The sequence below is a fragment of the Leifsonia sp. NPDC056824 genome (assembly GCF_042789575.1).
Taxonomy (GTDB): Bacteria; Actinomycetota; Actinomycetes; order Actinomycetales; family Microbacteriaceae; genus Leifsonia.
Genome location: NZ_JBHUAV010000004.1, coordinates 294,765 through 313,893, shown reverse-complemented (window position 1 = coordinate 313,893; position 19,129 = coordinate 294,765). Strand labels below are relative to the sequence as shown.

Annotated in this window: 20 protein-coding genes; 7 read left to right on the top strand and 13 right to left on the bottom strand. The window is 71.2% G+C overall.

Going from position 1 to position 19,129, the window contains the following annotated elements:
- Positions 1–40 precede the first annotated feature (40 nt).
- On the top strand, positions 41–2,560 hold the full coding sequence (locus ACFRFH_RS16825) for a transglycosylase domain-containing protein (protein WP_382464134.1): 2,520 nt from the start codon (positions 41–43) through the stop codon (positions 2,558–2,560).
- Here ACFRFH_RS16825 and ACFRFH_RS16820 read toward each other — a convergent pair.
- The 4 genes from ACFRFH_RS16820 to ACFRFH_RS16805 form a co-directional block, all read right to left on the bottom strand.
- Positions 2,557–3,450: a 3-methyladenine DNA glycosylase gene (locus tag ACFRFH_RS16820; RefSeq protein ID WP_382464133.1), complete on the bottom strand. Its 894-nt coding sequence runs from the start codon at positions 3,448–3,450 to the stop codon at positions 2,557–2,559. The two genes, ACFRFH_RS16825 and ACFRFH_RS16820, sit on opposite strands and share 4 nt — an antisense overlap.
- Before the next feature lie 22 nt (positions 3,451–3,472).
- On the bottom strand, positions 3,473–4,078 hold the full coding sequence (locus tag ACFRFH_RS16815; protein ID WP_382464132.1) for an HD domain-containing protein: 606 nt from the start codon (positions 4,076–4,078) through the stop codon (positions 3,473–3,475).
- A 432-nt stretch (positions 4,079–4,510) separates the two neighbouring features.
- Entirely contained in the window at positions 4,511–5,545 is a 1,035-nt protein-coding gene (locus ACFRFH_RS16810) for a zinc-dependent alcohol dehydrogenase family protein (RefSeq protein WP_382464131.1), read from the bottom strand.
- Positions 5,542–5,982 carry a (deoxy)nucleoside triphosphate pyrophosphohydrolase gene (locus ACFRFH_RS16805; protein WP_382464130.1) on the bottom strand — a complete coding sequence of 147 codons (441 nt, stop codon included), beginning with the start codon at positions 5,980–5,982 and terminating at the stop codon, positions 5,542–5,544. The genes ACFRFH_RS16810 and ACFRFH_RS16805 overlap by 4 nt, the downstream gene beginning before the upstream one ends.
- Before the next feature lie 39 nt (positions 5,983–6,021).
- Here ACFRFH_RS16805 and ACFRFH_RS16800 point away from each other — a divergent pair, with 39 nt between their 5' ends.
- Positions 6,022–6,564: a cysteine hydrolase family protein gene (locus tag ACFRFH_RS16800; RefSeq protein WP_382464129.1), complete on the top strand. Its 543-nt coding sequence runs from the start codon at positions 6,022–6,024 to the stop codon at positions 6,562–6,564.
- A gap of 4 nt (positions 6,565–6,568) precedes the next feature.
- On the opposite strand, the gene ACFRFH_RS16795 is transcribed toward ACFRFH_RS16800, so the two are convergent.
- Entirely contained in the window at positions 6,569–7,687 is a 1,119-nt protein-coding gene (locus ACFRFH_RS16795) for a hypothetical protein (protein ID WP_382464128.1), read from the bottom strand.
- 123 nt (positions 7,688–7,810) lie between these two features.
- On the opposite strand from ACFRFH_RS16795, the gene ACFRFH_RS16790 reads away from it, so the two are divergent.
- Positions 7,811–8,146 carry an antibiotic biosynthesis monooxygenase family protein gene (locus tag ACFRFH_RS16790; protein ID WP_382464127.1) on the top strand — a complete coding sequence of 112 codons (336 nt, stop codon included), beginning with the start codon at positions 7,811–7,813 and terminating at the stop codon, positions 8,144–8,146.
- 76 nt (positions 8,147–8,222) lie between these two features.
- The gene (locus ACFRFH_RS16785; RefSeq protein ID WP_382464126.1) at positions 8,223–8,786 is read left to right on the top strand and encodes a hypothetical protein; all 564 of its coding nucleotides are present in this window, start codon (positions 8,223–8,225) and stop codon (positions 8,784–8,786) included.
- A 46-nt stretch (positions 8,787–8,832) separates the two neighbouring features.
- Here the strand turns inward: ACFRFH_RS16785 and ACFRFH_RS16780 are convergent, their stop codons facing one another.
- From ACFRFH_RS16780 to hpaH, 7 genes are all read right to left on the bottom strand, one after another.
- Positions 8,833–9,411: a hypothetical protein gene (locus ACFRFH_RS16780; RefSeq protein ID WP_382464125.1), complete on the bottom strand. Its 579-nt coding sequence runs from the start codon at positions 9,409–9,411 to the stop codon at positions 8,833–8,835.
- Between the two features lie 136 nt (positions 9,412–9,547).
- Positions 9,548–10,621 (bottom strand): 3,4-dihydroxyphenylacetate 2,3-dioxygenase, encoded by a 1,074-nt coding sequence (gene hpaD / locus ACFRFH_RS16775; protein ID WP_382464124.1) that lies wholly within the window; start codon positions 10,619–10,621, stop codon positions 9,548–9,550.
- 13 nt (positions 10,622–10,634) lie between these two features.
- Positions 10,635–12,131 (bottom strand): 5-carboxymethyl-2-hydroxymuconate semialdehyde dehydrogenase, encoded by a 1,497-nt coding sequence (gene hpaE, locus ACFRFH_RS16770; protein WP_382464123.1) that lies wholly within the window; start codon positions 12,129–12,131, stop codon positions 10,635–10,637.
- 38 nt (positions 12,132–12,169) lie between these two features.
- On the bottom strand, positions 12,170–12,868 hold the full coding sequence (locus ACFRFH_RS16765; protein ID WP_382464122.1) for a GntR family transcriptional regulator: 699 nt from the start codon (positions 12,866–12,868) through the stop codon (positions 12,170–12,172).
- The gene (locus ACFRFH_RS16760) at positions 12,850–14,283 is read right to left on the bottom strand and encodes a fumarylacetoacetate hydrolase family protein (RefSeq protein WP_382464121.1); all 1,434 of its coding nucleotides are present in this window, start codon (positions 14,281–14,283) and stop codon (positions 12,850–12,852) included. Before ACFRFH_RS16760 ends, ACFRFH_RS16765 begins: the two co-directional genes overlap by 19 nt.
- A 79-nt stretch (positions 14,284–14,362) precedes the next feature.
- Positions 14,363–15,175, bottom strand: a complete 813-nt coding sequence (locus ACFRFH_RS16755; RefSeq protein ID WP_382464120.1) for an HpcH/HpaI aldolase/citrate lyase family protein — start codon at positions 15,173–15,175, stop codon at positions 14,363–14,365.
- Complete coding sequence (gene hpaH, locus ACFRFH_RS16750) at positions 15,160–15,945, bottom strand: 2-oxo-hept-4-ene-1,7-dioate hydratase (protein ID WP_382464119.1); 786 nt, start codon at positions 15,943–15,945, stop codon at positions 15,160–15,162. Before hpaH ends, ACFRFH_RS16755 begins: the two co-directional genes overlap by 16 nt.
- A 129-nt stretch (positions 15,946–16,074) precedes the next feature.
- On the opposite strand from hpaH, the gene ACFRFH_RS16745 reads away from it, so the two are divergent.
- Positions 16,075–16,320 (top strand): type II toxin-antitoxin system Phd/YefM family antitoxin, encoded by a 246-nt coding sequence (locus ACFRFH_RS16745; protein WP_382464118.1) that lies wholly within the window; start codon positions 16,075–16,077, stop codon positions 16,318–16,320.
- A complete protein-coding gene (locus ACFRFH_RS16740) occupies positions 16,317–16,754 on the top strand; it encodes a type II toxin-antitoxin system VapC family toxin (RefSeq protein ID WP_382464117.1) in 438 nt (145 codons plus the stop codon). The genes ACFRFH_RS16745 and ACFRFH_RS16740 overlap by 4 nt, the downstream gene beginning before the upstream one ends.
- 3 nt (positions 16,755–16,757) lie before the next feature.
- Here the strand turns inward: ACFRFH_RS16740 and ACFRFH_RS16735 are convergent, their stop codons facing one another.
- Positions 16,758–18,047 (bottom strand): MFS transporter, encoded by a 1,290-nt coding sequence (locus ACFRFH_RS16735; protein WP_382464116.1) that lies wholly within the window; start codon positions 18,045–18,047, stop codon positions 16,758–16,760.
- A gap of 54 nt (positions 18,048–18,101) precedes the next feature.
- Between ACFRFH_RS16735 and ACFRFH_RS16730 the strand changes: the two genes are divergently transcribed.
- Positions 18,102–19,058, top strand: a complete 957-nt coding sequence (locus tag ACFRFH_RS16730) for a GlxA family transcriptional regulator (RefSeq protein WP_382464115.1) — start codon at positions 18,102–18,104, stop codon at positions 19,056–19,058.
- Positions 19,059–19,129 lie beyond the last annotated feature (71 nt).

The window sequence follows — 19,129 nt, the reverse complement described above, 5'->3', positions numbered from 1 at the left end:
TCTCAACCCCTCCCACAGCAGACCCTGGAAGCGTGGATACGTGCCCAACCCGGACAGATTCCCAAATTCCCCGCGCCTTCAGGCGATCGACGAGCGTTTCGAGCCACTCAAGCGGTTCGAGCTGCGTACTCCGCGCTCGCGAAACGCCGCGATCGTGCAGTGGGTGGCGCTCGCGCTCGTCGCTGCGGTGCTCTCGACCTTGTTCTTTCTTCCGGGTTTCCTGGGAGCCGGCGTAGCGGCCGCTGCGGGCATCAGCGACTTCAACAAGCTGCCGGCCGACCTGAACATCGGGCAGTTCGCGCAGAACTCCACCGTGTACGCCAAGCAGGGCGGCAACGACGTCCCGATCGCGCAGTTCTACGCGCAGAACCGTAAGGATGTCGGCTGGGCCGACGTCGCGAACGTCGCCAAGGACGCCGCCACCTCCGCCGAGGACCCCCGGTTCTACAGCGAGGGCGCCGTCGACCTGTTCGGCACCGTGCGCGGCGCGCTCTCGACCGTCGTCGGCGGGGGCGTGCAGGGCGGGTCCTCCATCACCCAGCAGTACGTCAAGAACGTCGAGGTGGAGCACTGCGAGGGCCTCACCGACCAGAAGAAGGTCACCGCCTGCTACAACGACGCGGCGGGCGTGACCCTGCAGCGCAAGATCCAGGAGATGCGGTACGCGGTCGGCCTGGAGAAGAAGTACAGCAAGCAGGACATCCTGCTCGGCTACCTCAACGTCGTCGGCTTCGGCGGCCAGGTGTACGGCATCGAGGCCGCGTCGGAGTACTACTTCAACACCAGCGCCGCCAAGCTGACCCTCCCGCAGGCGGCGACCCTGATCGCCATCGTCAACAACCCGTCGAACCTGCGCATCGACGAGCCGAACAACAAGGACAACGGCGCCGCCGACGGCTACAAGCTCACCAAGGCGCGGCGCGACTACGTGCTCGACCGCATGTACGTGAACCACAAGATCTCGCTGGCCGACCGGGACGCCGCCAAGAAGACGCCCATCCAGCCCACCATCACCGCCACCGCGTCCGGATGCGCCGGCGCGCAGCAGGTCAACGCGGCGTTCTTCTGCGACTACGTCCGCGACGTCATCCTCAACGACCCGGCGTACGGCAAGACCAGCGCCGAGCGCTGGACGACGCTCAACCGCGGCGGGCTCAAGATCTACACGACCCTGAACCTCGACCTCCAGACCGCGGCCCAGCAGTCGATCTCCAAGTACATCCCGTCGGCGCGGCCCGACATCGACGTGGGCGCGACGAACGTGTCCGTCGAGGTCGGCACCGGGCGCATCGTCACGATGGTGCAGAACAAGACCTTCAACAACACCGACCAGCCCCAACCCGGCACGACGGCGGTGAACTACAACACCGATGAGGCCTACGGAGGCTCGGAGGGCTTCCAGACCGGTTCGACGTTCAAGGCGTTCGACCTCGCCGGCTGGCTGGAGGGCGGCCACAGTCTGTACGAGACGATCGACGCCTCCCAGCACAACTTCCAGATGTCCGACTTCCACAGCACCTGCGGGACGGTCTCCGGCCCGCCGTGGCCGGTGTCCAACGACGAGGGCTCGGCGAGCCGGCTGTCGGTGATGTCGGCGACGGCGCAGTCCGTCAACACGGCGTTCGCCCAGATGGCCACCAAGACCGACCTCTGCTCGATCCTCAAGGCGGCGCAGAGCCTCGGCGTGCACCCGGCCAAGACCGGCGCGCAGCTCAACTCGTACCCGTCGATGATCCTCGGCACGAACAACGTCGCGCCGCTGACGATGGCGACCGCCTACGCGGGCATCGCGAACGGCGGAACGGTCTGCTCGCCGATCGCGATCGACAAGGTCGTCAACGCGGACGGGACGCCGCACAAGGTGAGCCCGTCGACCTGCACGCAGGGCCTCCAGAAGAACATCGCGTCCGGCATCACCTACGCCCTGCAGGGCGTGATGCGCGGCGGCGGAACCGCGGCCAGCGCGAACCCGTACGACGGCACCTCCATCATGGGCAAGACCGGTACGACGGACGACTCGCTGCAGAACTGGATGATCACCTCCACCACGAAGGTCGCCCAGGCCACCTGGGTGGGCAACGTGTCCGGGTCCGTCCCGCTGCGGAGCCTCGACTTCAACGGCATCGGCGGCGGCAACGTCAAGTTCTCGATCGCCAAGCCGATCCTGAAGGCGCTCGACGACGTCTACGGCGGCGACTCGTTCCCGAAGCCGGACAACTCGGTGCTGTACGGCAGCCAGGTGACCGTTCCCGACGTGAGCGGCAAGACGCCCGACCAGGCGACGACGCTGCTCCAGGGCCTCGGGCTGACGGTGACCGTCGATCAGACGCCGGTCCCCAGCGACCAGCCGGCCGGCACCGTCGCGGGCACCGACCCGTCGTCGGGCTCCAGCGTGGACGGCGGATCGAGCATCACCCTCCAGATCAGCTCGGGTCAGAACACCTCGACGCCGGCGCCGACCACCACCCCGACACCGCAGCCGACCGGCGGCGGCCTCCTCGGTGGAGGCAACGGCGGAGGCACCGGTGGTGTCGGTGGCGGGAAGGGCAACGGCGGCTAGGCCGGGACGCGGTCCAGGGTGGGCGTGACCTGACGCCCGCCCGGCCACGCGTCGAGCACCCGCGCGCGCAGCGCGTTCGACCGCTCGGCGAACGCGCGCTGCCGTCGCACGTACTCGGCCTTGCCCTCCGCGGTCTCGATGCGCACCGGCTCCGCGCCCCACGGCCGCATGTCGTAGGGGGAGGCCTGCATGTCGAGCAGCCGGATGTCGCGGGCGAGCTCGAACGCGTCGAGCAGCACCTCGCCGGGGACGAGCGGGCCGAGCTTCATCGCCCACTTGTAGACGTCCATCCCGGCGTGCAGGCAGCCGGGCTGCTCCAGCTCCGGCTGTGTCGCGCGCGTGGGCGCGAAGCGGTTGCGGGGCGCGGCCTCCGGCGTGAAGAAGCGGAACGCGTCGATGTGCGTGCAGCGCAGCTCTGCGGCCTCCACCACGGCGTCGGTGCCGCCCTGGCCGAGGCGCAGCGGGACGTCGTGACGGTGCTCGTCCTGCCGGTACACCATCGCCCACTCGTGCAGGCCGAAGCAGCCGAACCGGCCCGGCCGTGCGGCGGTCGAGCGGAGGATGCGCTCGATCGTGGTGAGCAGTGGCGCCTTCTCGCGCTCCATCGCGGCGCGGTCGACGACGAGGCCGCCGGGCGTCGCGCCTGCGGTGTACCAGCGCCAGGACGCGCGCGGGTCGCCCGCGGCCTCCAGGAGCTCCACCCCGGCGCCGGGATGCCAGCGGCGCAGCACCGACGGCGAGTAGGCGTAGTAGGTGAAGAGGAAGTCCTCGATCGGGTGCTTCTCGCCGCGGGAGGCGCGGGCGCGGTGACCGGCCGTGAGCGCGTCGGCGCGCTCGGCGTGCGCGGCCTCGCGGGCGCGCCAGTCGGCGGCGGGGAGCTGTAGGGGCACCAGACGAGGATACGTCGCCGCGTCAGCCGAGGGACTCCAGCGGGTTGCGCCGCAGCTTCTCGGCGACGCCGCGATCGACGATCCGCTTCGCCGCGGTGTCCGGCTTGCGCTCGGCCTGGTCGGTCACGCACGCGGTGAACTCGGCGGCCACGCCGAGCCGCGGGAACGCGGCGACGACCTCCCGCCGGAACTCCACCGGCAGCACGTCGGGCCGCACGCCGGAGATGTCGAGTGCGGTCGCGACCTCCAGCAGGTGGCCCTCCGGGTCGAAGTCGGGGTCGACCTCCGGCCAGTTGTGGCGGACGATCACCTCGTGCGCGCGGGTCCGGCGCGCGGCGGACCAGCCGGCGCCCGCGGTGAGCGCCTTCGCGACGTGGCCGCCCGCGTCCTCGTAGGCGAGGGTGTGGTTGTCGAAGGCGGGCACGATCCCGATGTCGTGGAGGACGGCGGAGACATAGAGCAGCTCGCGGTCGACGCCGTGCAGGCCTTCGACGGTCGCGAAGCCCTCCGCCCACAGCCACGACCGGAGCACATGGTTGAGCAGGGACGGCGTGTGGTACTCGGTGGCGAGCTCGAGCGCGGCGCGGGCCGCCGCGGAGTCGGGCGCGGGGATGTCGGACAGTCGCATGCCCCCATCCTGCCGCCCCCCACCGCACACATCCGGCCCCGCACCACCCGTTTCCGCCGACTTGCCGCCCGCCCGCCCGCGCCACGGCCACCCGCCGCACGGCTGTCCCGCCCTACCGCCATCCCACCGCCGCCCACCCCACCGCCGGCCGACCCCTGCGGCTAACGGAGGAGTGGACGCCCCGGCATCCCCGAATCTCCTCCGTTAGCCGTCCTCGGCCGGTGTCTCGCCACGGATCTCCTCCGTTAGCCGTCCCCGACCGGCGCGTCGGTGTGGATCTCCTCCGTTCGCCACGCCTGTCGAGAACGGAGGACATCCGCTGCGGCGGGCACACGAAAGTCAGTTAGCGGAGGAGGTTCGGGGGATTCGGGGTGGATGTCCTCCGTTGGCTGCGGGGTGGGAGGGAGGAGGCAGGGGAGGGCGGAGGCGGGGCTAGGGGTGGCTGGGGTTGAGGACGGTGATGCCGGGGGTGGGGGCGGACGCGGCCAGGGGGAGGAGGCGGGCGGCCTCGGCCAGGCCGACGATGCGGGTGACCAGCAGGTCGGGTCGGAGGGCGCCCGAGGCCACGAGCGCGAGCATCCCCGGGTAGTCGGCGGCCGCCATCCCGTGGCTGCCGAGGAGGTCCAGCTCCCAGGCGATAGCACGGTCGAGCGGCAGCACGGGCATCCCGCCGGCCAGGAGGCCGATCTGCACATGCCGGCCGCGGCGGCGCAGCGACAGCACGCTCGCGGTGGCGGTCTCGGCCGAGCCCACTGCGTCGACCGAGACGTGCGCGCCGCCGGAGGTCAGGGCGGCGACGGCCTCCGGCGCGTCCGGGCCGGCCGGGACGGTGTGCTCGGCGCCGAGGCGTGCGGCCTCCTCGAGCGCGTCGGGCGAGCGGTCGATCGCGATCGGGCGGGCGCCGAGTGCGCGGGCGATCGCGATCGCGCTCAGCCCGACGCCGCCCGCGCCGTAGACCGCGATCCACTCGCCGGGGCGCAGGGCGGCGCGCGCGGTCAGAGCACGGTAGGCGGTCGCGAACCGGCAGCCCAGCGCCGCAGCAGCGGAGTCCGGGAGGCCGTCGGGCACCGCCACCAGGTTGAGGTCGGCCGCCCGTACCGCCACCAGCTCGGCGTGCGAGCCCCAGTGCGTGAAGCCGGGCTGGGTCTGCTGCGGGCACACCTGCGCCTGGCCCGACCGGCACCACTCGCACGTTCCGCAGCCGTTGACGAACGGGGCCGTGACGCGGTCGCCCGGCCGCCAGCCCTCGACGCCGGCTCCGACCGCCTCAACGACCCCGGCGAACTCGTGACCCGGGACGTGCGGCAGCCGCACCGAGTCGTCGTGGCCCGCCCAGGCGTGCCAGTCGCTGCGGCAGAGCCCGGAGGCGCCGACGCGGATGAGCGCGCCGCCGTCCGGAAGCTCGGGCGAGGGGAGGTCGCCGACCCCGACCGGGCCGGAGAATGTCTCGTAGTGCAGTGCTTTCATCGGGTCTCCTCCTCCACAGGTGCCGCGGCCGCGGCCAAGTCGGAAGCCCCCATCCTCCCCAGCACCGCGACCACCGGCCGGTCGGCATCGGCCCACTCCAGACCCTCGAGGTCGTCCGTCGCGCGCCATTCCAGCGCGTCGTGATCGGTGGAGGCCGTCGGCGCCGCGCCCGCCAGCGTCACCGCGTAGCAGGCGAGCTCCACACCCCCGGTCGCAGTCCTGTCGAGCAGCGCGCCCACCAGCACCGCGGCGCCGAGCTCCTCGCGCAGCTCGCGGCGCAGCGCCTCCCGCGGCGTCTCACCGGCCTCCACCTTGCCACCGGGGAACTCCCACCGTCCCGACGCGTCCTTGTGCGCGGCGCGCCGGCAGGCCAGCACGGCGCCGTCGCGCACGATCACGGCGGCGACGACGGGGAGGGGACTGCTCGGGGAGGTCACCGTCCCATCCTGCCCCGTCCGGGATGCCAGGATGGTGACGTGACCGACTCGAACCCCACCGCTCTGCTCGTGATCGACCTGCAGAAGGCGGTGCTGCCCGGCTGCCTGGACGCGGACGGCGTCGTCGCCCGCACGGCCGCGCTCGTCGACCGGGCGCGCGCCGCCGGCACCCCGGTGGTGTGGGTCCAGCACGAAGGGGAGGACCTCCCGTGGGAGAGCGCTCCGTGGCAGCTCGCTGACGGCCTGGTCCCGGCGAAGGGCGAGTCGCGCGTGCGCAAGGAGTACCGCGACGCGTTCGCGGGCACCGACCTGGACGAGGTGCTGGAGTCCCTCGACGCCACCCGCCTGGTCGTCGCCGGCGCGCAGACCGACTTCTGCATCCGCACCACGACACAGAGCGCAGCCGTGCGCGGCTTCGACGTCGTGCTCGTCGGCGACGCGCACACGACCACCGACGCGGAGTGGGAGGGCGTGACCATCAGCGCGCAGCAGATCGTCGCGCACACCAACCGCTACTTCTCGGGGCTCCGCTACCCGGGCCAGGAGTTCGCGGTGGTCGCGGCGGTCGACGTCGAGTTCTGAGCACTCACGGCGTCCAGCGCAGTTCGATGATCTCGTGGGCGTCGCTGAGGTAGAACACGTTCTGCGTGCCCTCGTCGACCTCCACGAACGCCACCGGGTCCCCGACGATCGCCGGGGCGCCGACCAGCGGCCCGATGTCGTTCGAGTGCCAGGCGCCCTCCCGCCACCAGAGCTCGTGGACCGCGTTGTCGTGCCCCGTGAAGATCACATGCTGCGTCGCGACCGGCTGGAACAGTCCCGCCTCGAAGGCGTAGCCCGCCGGGCTGGAGGTGGCGTACGGCGTGACCGCGGAGGCCGCGGTCGTGAGGTCGTTGGTGTGCCAGCCGGTGGCGTCCCACCACAGTTCGATCAGCCGGCCGTTGCCGCTCACGTAGTCGATGTGCTGGGTGCCCTGGCCGCGGAACACGTACCCGGTCACGGTCTCCGCGTCGCTCACGATCGGCGCGCCGGTGACCGCGGTGAGGTCGCCCCAGTGCCAGGCGGAGGCGTCCTTCCAGAACTCCAGCAGGTGCCCCACGTCGGTGCGCACCAGCACATGCGCGGTCTGCTGGTCCTCGAACGAGTACCCGGTCGGTGCCGCGTCCGGAGCGCATGGCGGGGCCCCGGTCGCCGCGGTCAGGTCGAGGTCGTGCCAGCCGTTCCCCGAGTTGCTCAGCTCGTGGATGTGGCCGCCGCCGCGCGCCTGGTAGACGACGCGCTGCGTGCCGTCGTAGTACGTCTCGTAGCCGAACGGCTGCGAGAGGGTGAGCGGCGCGCCCGCCGACGCGGTGAGGTCGTTGGCGTTCCAGCCGTCGTCCTCGGTGTACCAGAGCTCGTGGACGTGGCCGTCGAACCGCTGGCCCTGGTACACGACGTGCTGCGATCCCTGGTGCGCCCAGATGTAGCCGTTCGCGTTGGTCGCGGCCGCCGCTCCTCCCGCCTCGGAGACGAGGTCCTTGACGTTCCAGTCGTCGCTCTCGCTGCAGTACAGCTCGTACAGCTGTCCGTCGCCCCCGGTGGTGGGGTTGTACCCCTGGAACACGACGTGGCGCGTGAACTGCGCGAACAGCCACGCGGTCGGCTGGTACACGGCGTGCGGCGCCCCGGAGGTGGCCGTCGTCAGGTTCTTGAGTCTCCAACCCATGATCCGCTCCGATCCTGCGGTGTCAGCGTCGGGAATCGGCGTCGACAGCACCCAGGGTAGGCGCGAGCGGGCCGCTGCGGGATGGCCGATTCGTGGTACTTTTCCCCCGGCGAGGGGAGTGCCGTGTACACATCGACCTTCATCTTCGAGGCGAAGCCCTACGACGACGAGTTCCACCGGTTCAACGACGAGATCGCGGCGCGCGCCCGCGTCATCCCGGGCTTCCTCGGCGAGGAGGAGTGGCACAACGAGGCGACCGGCCTCCACGCCGAGGTCTACCACTGGGAGACGCTGGAGGCGCTGCACCAGCTCATCGGGATGCCGGTGCACAAGGAGGCCAAGAGCATCCATGAGCGCTGGATCGGGCGGTACCGCGTGGTGATCGCGGAGGTCGTGACCGTGTACGGGGAGCGGGGGCTGGGGTTGGAGCATGTGCCGCCGGAGGCGACGCGCGTCTGAGGGCCTGATGCCGCAGCCGATATGCTTAGATTTCTGATGGCGGTGTGAAGGTCGCGCGGCCGGGGGAGGAGCCGGCATGTTTTTCGAGGGTGCGCACGAGGTGGACGGGTGGCCCCGCGAGATGCTCATCCGCGTCTCGGACGGGTCGAACCTGCTCGAACTGTTGTGGCTGCGCCATCATACGGTGGCGAACGCGGAACCGTCGCTCCCGGCGGCGGCGCTGTCGGGTGATCCCGTGCCCTCCGACGATCACCGGCTCGTCGGGTTGTGGGAGGTGGCGTGGAAGCAAGCCCTGGAGAGCTCGCGCCGGCTGCAGGAGGCCGATCCGCTCACGATGCCTGAACGCTCGGACCTGTGGGTGGCGCCGGACATCGAGCCGCTCGCGGCGGAACTCGGCGTGGACGTACGTTCGGGTGCTGGGTCCTGGCGACAGTCGCTCGCGTTCCACGACGCGGAGAGAGCGGTGACGGGCAGCACGCGCGGCGCGTGGGAGCGGGGGCTGCGGGTGGTTCTCGACGTTCCTTTGGCCGGCCCGTATGCGCGGCAGCTGTCCGGCGAGACCTTTCTGGTGTCGAGCGCGACGCGCCGCGATCATGTCGCATATGCGGCAGCGCTGGATTCCTTCGGGCGGAATTCCTGAGCGGGCGCCATCACGGCGATGACGCCCGCCCCGGCGATCGGCGTGATCAGGAGTGGAAGTTCTCTCCCGGTGACCCGGAAGCGCAGACTGTGCCGTCGCTCATAACGACATTGGAGCCGGGCAGAACGTTCGCGAAGCCGTCCCCAGGCATCGAGAACGACCAGCTGCTGCTCCAGGAGGGCCCGCTCGCGCCTCCCCACCAGGTCGAGGGCATCCCGGACCATCCCCACACCTGAACCGTCCAGTTCTTGGCGATCACCGGTCTCGGGACGACATAGCCGGTCGAGATGAACTTCGAATTGCCGCGACTGACGGCATTGATCCACGAGTTGCCGCAGGGTCCGACCACGTAGGTGGTCCGCGCCCTCGCGAGTGTCCGTTCGAATGCAATCGCTTCTGGGCTGACGGCGACGGACCGCTGTACGCCATCGCTGTCCGTGATGACCCGATACCCGTTGGCTTCCGCGACAGCGACATCGAAGCCGGACGGCACCATGGCCGTCGAGACCGTCTCCGTTGCCGGGGCCGGCTCGTCGGCCGCGGCGGCGAGAGCGCCGGAAAGGACGAGAGCTCCCGTCGCGGCTGCGGCTATCCCGGCACGAATCGCGGTGCGTCGAATGCGCATGTGATTTCCCTTCGTCGTTGAAAGCGTGCTCATATGTGTGAGCACCGATTCAGGTTACTACAGGCGCTAGATGTGAGATAGATATTTCTGAATCGTACGACGACCGAGACTCGGGCCTGTCTGAGCGAGCTACCCCCTACAACTGCGCCCCCAACTTGAACCCGTGCTCCGTGTCGTCCTTCCGCGTGTACGAGAACCCGTCCGCCCCGATCGTGACTGCCATCTCCGAGTCGTCCGTGCGCGCCGTCAGCGGTTGCACGTTCCCGTCCAGGTCGAGCACGGGCGACGCGTCCGTGTACCACGACGGCACCACCGGGTTGCCCCACCAGTCGCGGCGCTGGTTGTCGTGGACGTCCCATGTGACGACCGGGTTGTCCGGGTCACCGGTGTAGTAGTCCTGCGTGTAGATCTCGACGCGGTGGCCGTCGGGGTCGCGCAGGTACAGGTAGAACGCGTTGGAGACGCCGTGGCGGCCGGGGCCGCGCTCGATGGCGTCGCTCATGCGGAGGGCGCCGAGCTTGTCGCAGATCGCGATGATGTTGTGCTTCTCGTGCGTGGCGAACGCGACGTGGTGCATGCGCGGGCCGTCGCCGCCGGTCATGGCGGTGTCGTGCACGGTGGGCTTGCGGCGCATCCACGCCGCGTACGTCGTGCCCGCCTCGTCCTGGATGTCCTCCGTCACCCGGAAGCCGAGGTCCTCCATGTACTTCACGGCGCGCGGGACGTCAGGGGTCACCTGGTTGAAGTGGTCGATGCGCACCAGCTCGCCCGGCGTGTGGATGTCGTACCGCCAGGTCAGCCGCTCGACGTGCTCGACGTCGTAGAAGAACTCGTACGGGAAGCCGAGCGGGTCCTCCACGCGGACGCTGTCGCCGACGCCCTTCGTGAAGCCGTCCGGGCGGCGCTCGACCCGGCAGCCGAGCTCGGTGTAGAACGCGTCGGCGCGGTCGAGGTCCTCCGGGGTTCGCACGCGGTACGCGAACGCGGCGACGGCCGCGACCGGGCCCTTCCGCAGCACGAGGTTGTGGTGGATGAACTCCTCGAGGCTGCGCAGGTAGACGGCGTCCTCGTCCTCCTCGGTGATGTGGAGGCCGAGCACGTCGACGTAGAAGTCGCGGCTGGCCTGCAGGTCGGTGACCACGAGCTCCATGTACGCGGCGCGGACGACGTCCGGCGGCGTGGCGGCGGGGGTGGGGATGGGCGTGCTCATGCTGACTCCTTCGTCATTCGGCGCCGAAGCGCGGCGTGTGGACCGGGCCCAGCGTGATGTGGACGGCCTGCTGGTCGGTGTAGAAGTCGATGGAGCGGTAGCCGCCCTCGTGCCCGAGGCCGGAGGCCTTCACTCCGCCGAACGGGGTGCGGAGGTCGCGGACGTTGTGCGAGTTGAGCCAGACCATCCCGGCCTCCACGTTCTGGGCGAAGGTGTGGGCGCGCTGGAGGTCGTTGGTCCAGAGGTAGGCGGCGAGGCCGTACTTCACGCCGTTGGCGAGGTCCAGCGCCTCGGCGTCCGAGTCGAACGGCGTGATCGCGACGACCGGGCCGAAGATCTCCTCCTGGAAGATGCGCGCGTCGGGCGCGACATCGGCGAAGACGGTCGGCGCGACGTAGTTGCCGTGGTCGATGCCCTCAGGGCGGCCGCCGCCGGCGAGGAGGCGGCCCTCCTGCTTGCCGAGCTCGACGTAGCTCATCACCTTCGCGTAGTGCTCCGGGTGCACCAGCGCACCGACCTCCGTCGCAGGGTCGTGCGGGTCGCCGACCACGATGCGCTTCGCGCGCTCGGCGTACCGCTCGCAGAACTCGTCGTAGACCGCGCGCTCGACCAGGATGCGGGAGCCGGCGGTGCAGCGCTCGCCGTTCAGCGAGAACACGCCGAACAGGGTGGAGTCGATCGCGGCGTCCAGGTCGGCGTCGGCGAACACGATCGCGGGGGACTTGCCGCCGAGCTCCATCGACAGGCCCTTGAGGTAGGGCGCGGCGTTCGCGAAGATGAGCTGCCCGGTGCTGCTCTCGCCGGTGAACGAGATGAGCGGGACGTCGGGATGCTTCACCAGCGCGTCACCCGCCTCCTCGCCGAGGCCGTTGACCAGGTTGAACACGCCGTCCGGCACGCCGGCCTCGCGGAAGATCTCGGCCCAGAGCGAGGCCGACAGCGGGGTGAACTCGGCCGGCTTGAGCACGACCGTGTTGCCGGTCGCGAGCGCCGGGGCGAGCTTCCAGCTCTCCAGCATGAACGGCGTGTTCCACGGCGTGATGAGCCCGGCGACGCCGATCGGTTTGCGGTTGACGTAGTTGAGCTGGCTGCCCGGGACCTTGAAGGCGTCGTCGGCCTGCGCCACGATCAGGTCGGCGAAGAACCGGAAGTTCTCGGCCGCGCGCTGCGCCTGACCGAGTGCCTGGGTGATCGGGAGGCCGGTGTCGAACGTCTCCAGCTCGGCGAGGCGGGCGTCCTGCGCGGCGACGGCGTCGGCGATCCGGTTCAGGACGCGGGCGCGCTCGCGCGGCTTCATCCGCGGCCAGTGGCCCTCCCGGAACGCGCGCTTCGCGGCGGCGACGGCGAGGTCGATGTCCTCCTTCTGCCCGGCGGCGGCCTGCACGTAGGTCTCGTTGGACACCGGGTCGAGCACGTCGAACGTCCTCCCGGAGACGCTGTCGACGAACCTCCCGTCGATGAAGTGCTGGATCTTCGCCGGAAGATCGGTGGGGACGTGGTGCTGCGGCATGCGCGGCCTCCTGTCTGGTGCGTGGTTCTGTGGGGACGTCAGTGTTGGCGCTCGGCCTGGTAGTGCTGGAGCGCGTCCAGGGTCGCGAGCCGGTGGTCGCGGGCGGCGAGCTCGATGTCGATCGGGTCGGCGTCGGTCTCGATCAGGCGGAGGATCTGCTCGTGCTCGGCCACCGACTCGCGGGCGCGGCCGGGCACGAAGCTGAAGGTGGAGTCGCGGAGCACGGTCAGGCGGTTCCAGCCGCGGTGCACGAGGTCGAGGATGTGCGGGTTCGGGCACTCCTCGAACAGCACCGAGTGGAACCGCTGGTTGAGCTCGGTGAAGCGGTGCGGGATGAAGTCGTCGAGGCATGCGATCAGCTCGCGGTTGATCATCCGGGCGCGATGGAGGTGGTCGCCGTCCAGCAGCGGGGCGGACAGCCGGGTGGCGGCGCCCTCCACCAGCGCGAGGGTCTCCATCGTGTACGCGTACTCGGCGTCGTGCAGCAGGGCGACCTGGGCGCCGACGTTCTTCTCGAACGTCACGAGCCCCTCGGCCTCCAGCCGCCGGATCGCCTCCCGCACCGGGACGACGCTGATGCTGAGCTCGCCGGCGATCTGGCCGAGGACGAGCCGGAATCCGGACACGTACCGGCCGTCGTCGATGCGCGCGCGGATGAAGTCGTAGGCGAGCTGGGATTTGCTCGGCGTCCCGGACGACTTCGCCGGCGCCGCGGCCTTCACTGCTGCGTCAGCCATGCCCGGTACCGCTCCTTCCAGGCGGCGTTCATCGGGAACAGGCCGTCGACCTTCTCGCCGGCGCGCACCATCTCCGCGATGAACACTTCCTCGCGCTCCTGCTCGATCGCGTCCGCGACCACCTCGGCGACGAGCGCGGGCGGGATGACGAGGAGGCCGTCCGCGTCGCCCACGATGACGTCGCCGGGCAGCACGGTCGCGCCGCCGCAGGCGATCGCCACATCCGCGTCCCACGGCACATGCTTGCGGCCGAGCACCGCCGGGTGCGGGCCGGCGTGGTAGGTCGGGATGTCGAGGGCGGCGACCTCCGCGAGGTCGCGCACGCCGCCGTCGGTCACGATCCCCGCCGCGCCGTTGACCTGGGCGCGCAGCGCCAGGACGTCGCCGACGGTGCCGCTGCCGCGCTCGCCGCGCGCCTCGATGACGAGCACCTCGCCGGCGCCGACCGCGTCGAACGCGCGCTTCTGGGCGTTGTAGCCGCCGCCGTGCGACGCGAAGAGGTCCTCGCGGCCGGGGAGGTAGCGCAGCGTCCGCGCGGTGCCGACGAGGCGGGCGCCGGGACGCGTGGAGGCGAGGCCGTCGATGGAGACCGCGTTGAGGCCGCGCTTGCGGAGCTGAGAGCTGAGGGTTGCGGTGGAGACGGAGGCGAGCTGGGCGCGAAGCTCGCCGGTCAGTGCGAACGCGGGCGCCGGAGGCGTACCCCACGCTTCGGACCGCTGGGTCTCGTCCACGCTCGGCTTCGACCCGAACTCGCCGAACGCGACGGTGCCTTCGGTGATCCGGGTGACCAGGCGTCCGGAGGTCGGGGCGCCGGGCGCGGTCGGGGCGTCGACCTCGACCTCCACCGTGTCGCCGGGCTGGGTGACCGACGACCCCGCCGGCGTGCCGGTGAGGATGACGTCGCCGGGCTCCAGGGTCATCAGCTGCGAGAGGTCGGCGACCAGGCGGCCGAACGGGAAGAGCAGGTCATCACTCGTGCCGTCCTGCACCAGCTCGCCGTTCAGCCAGGTGCGCACCCGCACGGCGCCCGGGTCGACAGCGGCGGCCGGGATGATCGCGGGACCGAGCGGGGTGAAGCCGTCGCCGCCCTTCGAGCGGACGTTGGAGCCCTTGTCGGCGGCGCGCAGGTCGTAGAGGCCGAAGTCGTTCGCGGCGGTGATGCCGGATACGGCCGCCCAGCCCTCGTCGGGGGAGACCCGGCGGGTGGACCGGCCGATGATGAGCGCGACCTCGCCCTCGAACGCGAGCAGTTCCGTCCCGGCCGGACGCTCGAGCACGTCGCCGGAGGCTGCGACTGAGGAGGCCGGCTTGAAGAAGTAGGAGGGCTGCGCGGGGGTGCGTCCGCGCTGCGCGGCGCGCGAGCGGTAGTTGAGGTGCACCGCGATGATCTTGCCGGGCCGGCCGATGTCGCTCACAGCTCAGGTCTCCTCCTCGTCGGGGATGGATGAAACGTATTCGAAATTGTATACGATCTGGCGAGCCTCCGGAAGGGCGTCAGTACGACGCGGGGGCCGGACCGCCGTCGGCGTCGCCGATGAACCGCGACGCGAGCCCCTCGGAGGCCCGCGCCAGCAGCGTCACATCGCTGCCGACCAGCACGTACGCGGCGCCGGCCTCCGCATACCGGGCGGCCATCGCCGGGTCGAACGCGTTGACGCCCACCGGCGTCCCGGCCTCCCGGCCCGCGCGGATGACGCTCTCGACGGCGGCCACCACCTCCGGGTGGTCCTGCTGCCCGAGCAGGCCCATCGACGCCGCGAGGTCCGCCGGGCCGACGAGCAGGGCGTCCACACCCTCCACCGCAGCGATGGCGGCTGCCGCGTGGAGGCCGTCGGTGGTCTCGATCTGCACGGTCAGCGACACCAGCTCGTGGGCGCGCGCCAGGTAGTCCGGGATGCGGCTCCAGCGCGACGACCGCGCTAGCGCGCTGCCCACGCCGCGGACGCCGAGCGGCGGGTACCGCACCGCCCGCACCATCTCCTCGGCCTCCCGCACGCTGGACACCATCGGCACGAGCACGTTCTGCGCGCCCAGGTCGAGGAGCTGCTTGAGGATCACCGCGTCCCCGATCGGCGCGCGCACCACCGGGACGACCGGGTAGGCGGCCGCTACCTGGAGCTGCGCCAGGATCGACTCCAGCCCGACGGGGGAGTGCTCGCCGTCGATCAGGAGGATATCGAGCCCGCTGCCCGCGCAGATCTCGGCGACGAGCGGGCTGCCCGCGCAGGACCACATCCCGTACAGGCTGCGGTCGGCCGCGCGGAGGCGGTCGGCGAAGGTGGGTGCGGGGGTCAGGCGAATCGGCATGTCACGGCTCCCAGGGTCCCGTAGTCGGCGTGGATGGTGTCGCCGCGCTCCACCCAGAGCGGGCGGGTGAACGAGCCGGCGAGGACGATGTCGCCGGCCTCCAGGCGCGTCCCGTGCTGCGCGAGCTTGTTCGCGAGCCAGGCGACCCCGGCGGCGGGATGGTCGAGCACCGCGGCGGCGACGCCGGACTCCTCGATGGTCTCGTTGCGGTAGAGCAGCGCGGACACCCAGCGCAGGTCGACCGCGTCGGGCGCGACCGGCCGCCCGCCGACGACCATGCCGCCCATCGCGGCGTTGTCGGAGATCGTGTCGACGATGGTGCGGCCCTGCAGCTCGATGCGCGAGCTCAGGATCTCCAGGGCGGGGACGACGTACTTCGTCGCGTCGAGCACATCGAACAGCGTGACGTCGGGAGCCGCCAGCGGCTCGGCGAGCACGAAGGCCAGCTCGACCTCGATCCGCACGTTCGAGTACCGGTCGAAGGAGATGACCGCCCCGGTCTCGTTGACCATGTCCGCGAAGATCGCGCCGTAGTCCGGCTCGGTGATCCCGGTCGCCTGCTGCATCACCTTCGAGGTCAGCCCGATCTTGCGGCCGACCAGGCGACGCCCGGACGCGAGCCCGCGCTCGACCCACACACGCTGCACGGCGTAGGCGTCGTCCACCGTCATGCCGGGGTGGCGGGCCGTCAGCAGCGGGACCGTCGTGCGCTCGCGCTCGGCGTCCGCGAGCTCGTCCGCGATCGCGTGGATGGTGGGGGTGTCGAGCATCGGCGGCTCCCTGTCGTCGTCGGAGGGCGTCATCCGGGCCCGGAGAAGGCCCGCTCTGGATCGTATATCATCCGGCCGCACCTCGTGTGATAGCGTTAGTAGCTACGTAGCTACATTGGGGAGGCGAACATGGCGATCATGACGGCCAGAGCGTTCAACCAGGACACCTCGGCGGCGAAACGGGAAGCGGCCACGGAGCCGTTGATCATCACCGACCGCGGCGAGCCGTCCTTCGTGCTGCTGACCTACGCGACCTACAGGCAGATCACCGGGACGGCCGACAACATCGTCGATCTCCTCCGTCAGGACGACGACGGGGATTTCGACGTCGAGTTCCCGCCGATGACCTTCCAGGCGAAAGAGATCGACCTGTGAAGTGGCTGCTCGACACCATGACGCTGTCGGCGACGCGCCGCCCGGAGCGTGAAGACCCGGACGTCATCCGCTGGCTCGAACGGCAGAACCCCTTCTCGCTCCATCTCTCGGCGATCACGATCTTCGAGCTCGAACTCGGCATCCAGCGCAAGGAACGCGTCGACCCTGCGCAGGGGATCATGCTCCGGCGATGGCAGGACGACGTGATGATGATCTTCCACGAGCGCATCCTCCCCGTCGACGCCGAGGTCGCCGGACTCGCCGCCGGCTACCATGTGCCCGATCCGCGACCCGAGCGGGACGCGCTGATCGCCGCGACCGCCGAGGTCGGCAACCTGACGCTGGTCACCCGCAACGCGCGCGACTTCGAGCCGTTCCGCGTGAGTATGTTCAACCCGTGGAACACCCGGCTCGCGAAAGCTCCGAGCCGGTAGGCCCTACGCCTCCGTCGCCGGCCGTCGCCGCAGCGCCCAGAACACGACCGGCACCAGCAGCGCGGAGAGCACCCCGCCCGCGATCGACAGCAGCGCGTAGCCGGCGTTCGCCATCACGACGCCGGACATCGCGCCGCCGCCCGCGCCCGCCAGTGCGATCAGCACATCGATCGTGCCCTGCGTCCTGGCCCGGTTCGCGGGAGTGGTCGCGTCGATCACGAGCGCGGTGCCGGAGATCAGCCCGAAGTTCCAGCCGAGACCGAGGAGCGCGAGGGCCAGCACGAGAAGGCCGAGCGAGTCCGCGGGGGCGACCGCGCCGATGATGCCAGCGGCGAGCAGCGTGACGGCGGCGGCGATGGCCATCGGGATGCGGCCGACCCTGTCCACCAGCAGACCGGTGAGCGGCGACGGCAGGTACATCGCGGCGATGTGGATTCCGATGACCACGCCCACCTCTGCCAGGTCGTGGTGGTGGGCGCGCATCTCCACCGGCGTCATGGTCATGATCGCGACCATGGCGATCTGAGTCAGGATCATCACGGCCGCGCCGACGACCGCGCCGCGGCCGACCGGGGGGACCTTCGTCGCCGTCGTCCCCTGATCCGCAGGCGCCACCGCTTCCTGCTGTGTGCCCGCCGCCGCGTCCGCTGCAAGCCGCCGCGCGAGCAGCAGCGGGTCCGGCCGCAGCAGCAGCACGAGCACGAGTCCCGCAGCGAGGTAGGCCGCCGCAGCGAGCAGGAACGGGCCGGCGAGCGCGGGGATGCCGAAGGCGACGGCGACGGAGCCCATCGGCGCGACGAGATTCGGCCCGGCCACCGCGCCGAGCGTCGTCGAGACCAGCGCCACGCTCACCGCCGTGCCTCGGGCGGACGGCGCGGCGAGGTCCGAGCCTGCGTAGCGCGCCTGGAGGTTCGTCGCGGTCCCCGCGCCGTACACCAGGAGGGCGACGAAGAGGAGCGGGACAGTGTCGGTGGCCGCCGCGACCACGACGCCGAGGGCGCCGAGCCCGCCTGCGCAGAAGCCGATCCCGAGACCCACGCGCCGTCCTCGTCGCTGGCTGACCCGGCCCACGACGAACGCGGCGCCAGCCGAGCCCAGCGTGAACAATGCGGCTGGGAGGCCGGCGAGCGAGTCCGCGCCGACCAGTTCCTGAGCCAGCAGAGCGCCGACCGTGACTCCCGCGGCGAGTCCGGCGCCGCCGAGCACCTGGCTGGCGACCACTACGGCGAGCGTGCGGCGCTGGACCCGGCGGCGCAGCGCCTCGTCTGCTTCGAGGACCCGCTCGTCGGGCATCACGATAACTCCATGCGCTTCAGCGTAGGACCCCCGTCCCGCTAGCCTGAACCCGTGCCGGACCGTCTCCATCGCGTCGCCGTCCTCGTGCTGGAGGGCGCCAAGCCGCTGGACGTCGGCATCCCGGCGCAGGTGTTCACCACGCGCGCGAGCATGCCGTACGAGGTCCGCGTGTGCGGCGCGGCGCCCGGGCTCGTGACCGGCGGCGACGGGCTCTCCTACCATGTGGCGCACGGCCTGGAGGCGCTCGGCTGGGCGGACATCGTGTTCCTCCCCGGCTACCGGCATCCCGACCGCGACGACCCGCCCGCCGCCGTGGTGGAGGCCCTACTCGCGGCGCACGCGCGCGGCGCCCGGCTGGCCGCGATCTCCACCGGCGCCTTCGCTCTTGCGGCGACCGGCCTGCTCGACGGCAAGCGCGCGACGACGCACTGGCACTACACCCGCGCGCTCGCGCAGCGCCATCCGCTGATCCGGGTGGACGAGAACGTGCTGTTCGTCGACGAGGGCGACGTGCTCACGTCGGCGGGCGCGGCCAGCGGGATCGACCTCTGCCTGCACATCCTCCGCGGCGACCTCGGGATCAGCGCCGCCAATCACGCGGCCCGCCGCCTGGTCGCCGCGCCCTACCGCAGCGGGGGACAGGCGCAGTACGTCCCGCGCAGCGTGCCGGAGCCGCTCGGCGAACGGTTCGCGGCCGTCCGCGAGTGGGCGCTGCACCGGCTCGGGGACCCGCTCACGCTGGAGGTGCTCGCGCGCAGGGCGGCGGTGTCGCCGCGCACCTTCTCCCGCCGCTTCGTGGAGGACACCGGCTACACGCCGATGCAGTGGGTGATGCGGGCGCGCATCGACGTCGCCCGCGAGCTGCTGGAGCGCTCCGAGCTCGGCGTCGAGCAGATCGCGGCGGACGTCGGCCTCGGAACCGGCGCCAACCTGCGCCTGCACTTCCAGCGCATCCTCGGCACCACACCCAGCGAGTACCGCCGCACCTTCAGCGGCGACGCCGGCTGACCCGTCGCGATTCGTGCCGAATGTCGCCTCTGGCGGCGGTATTCGCGATATTCGTGCCGAATGTAGCGGCC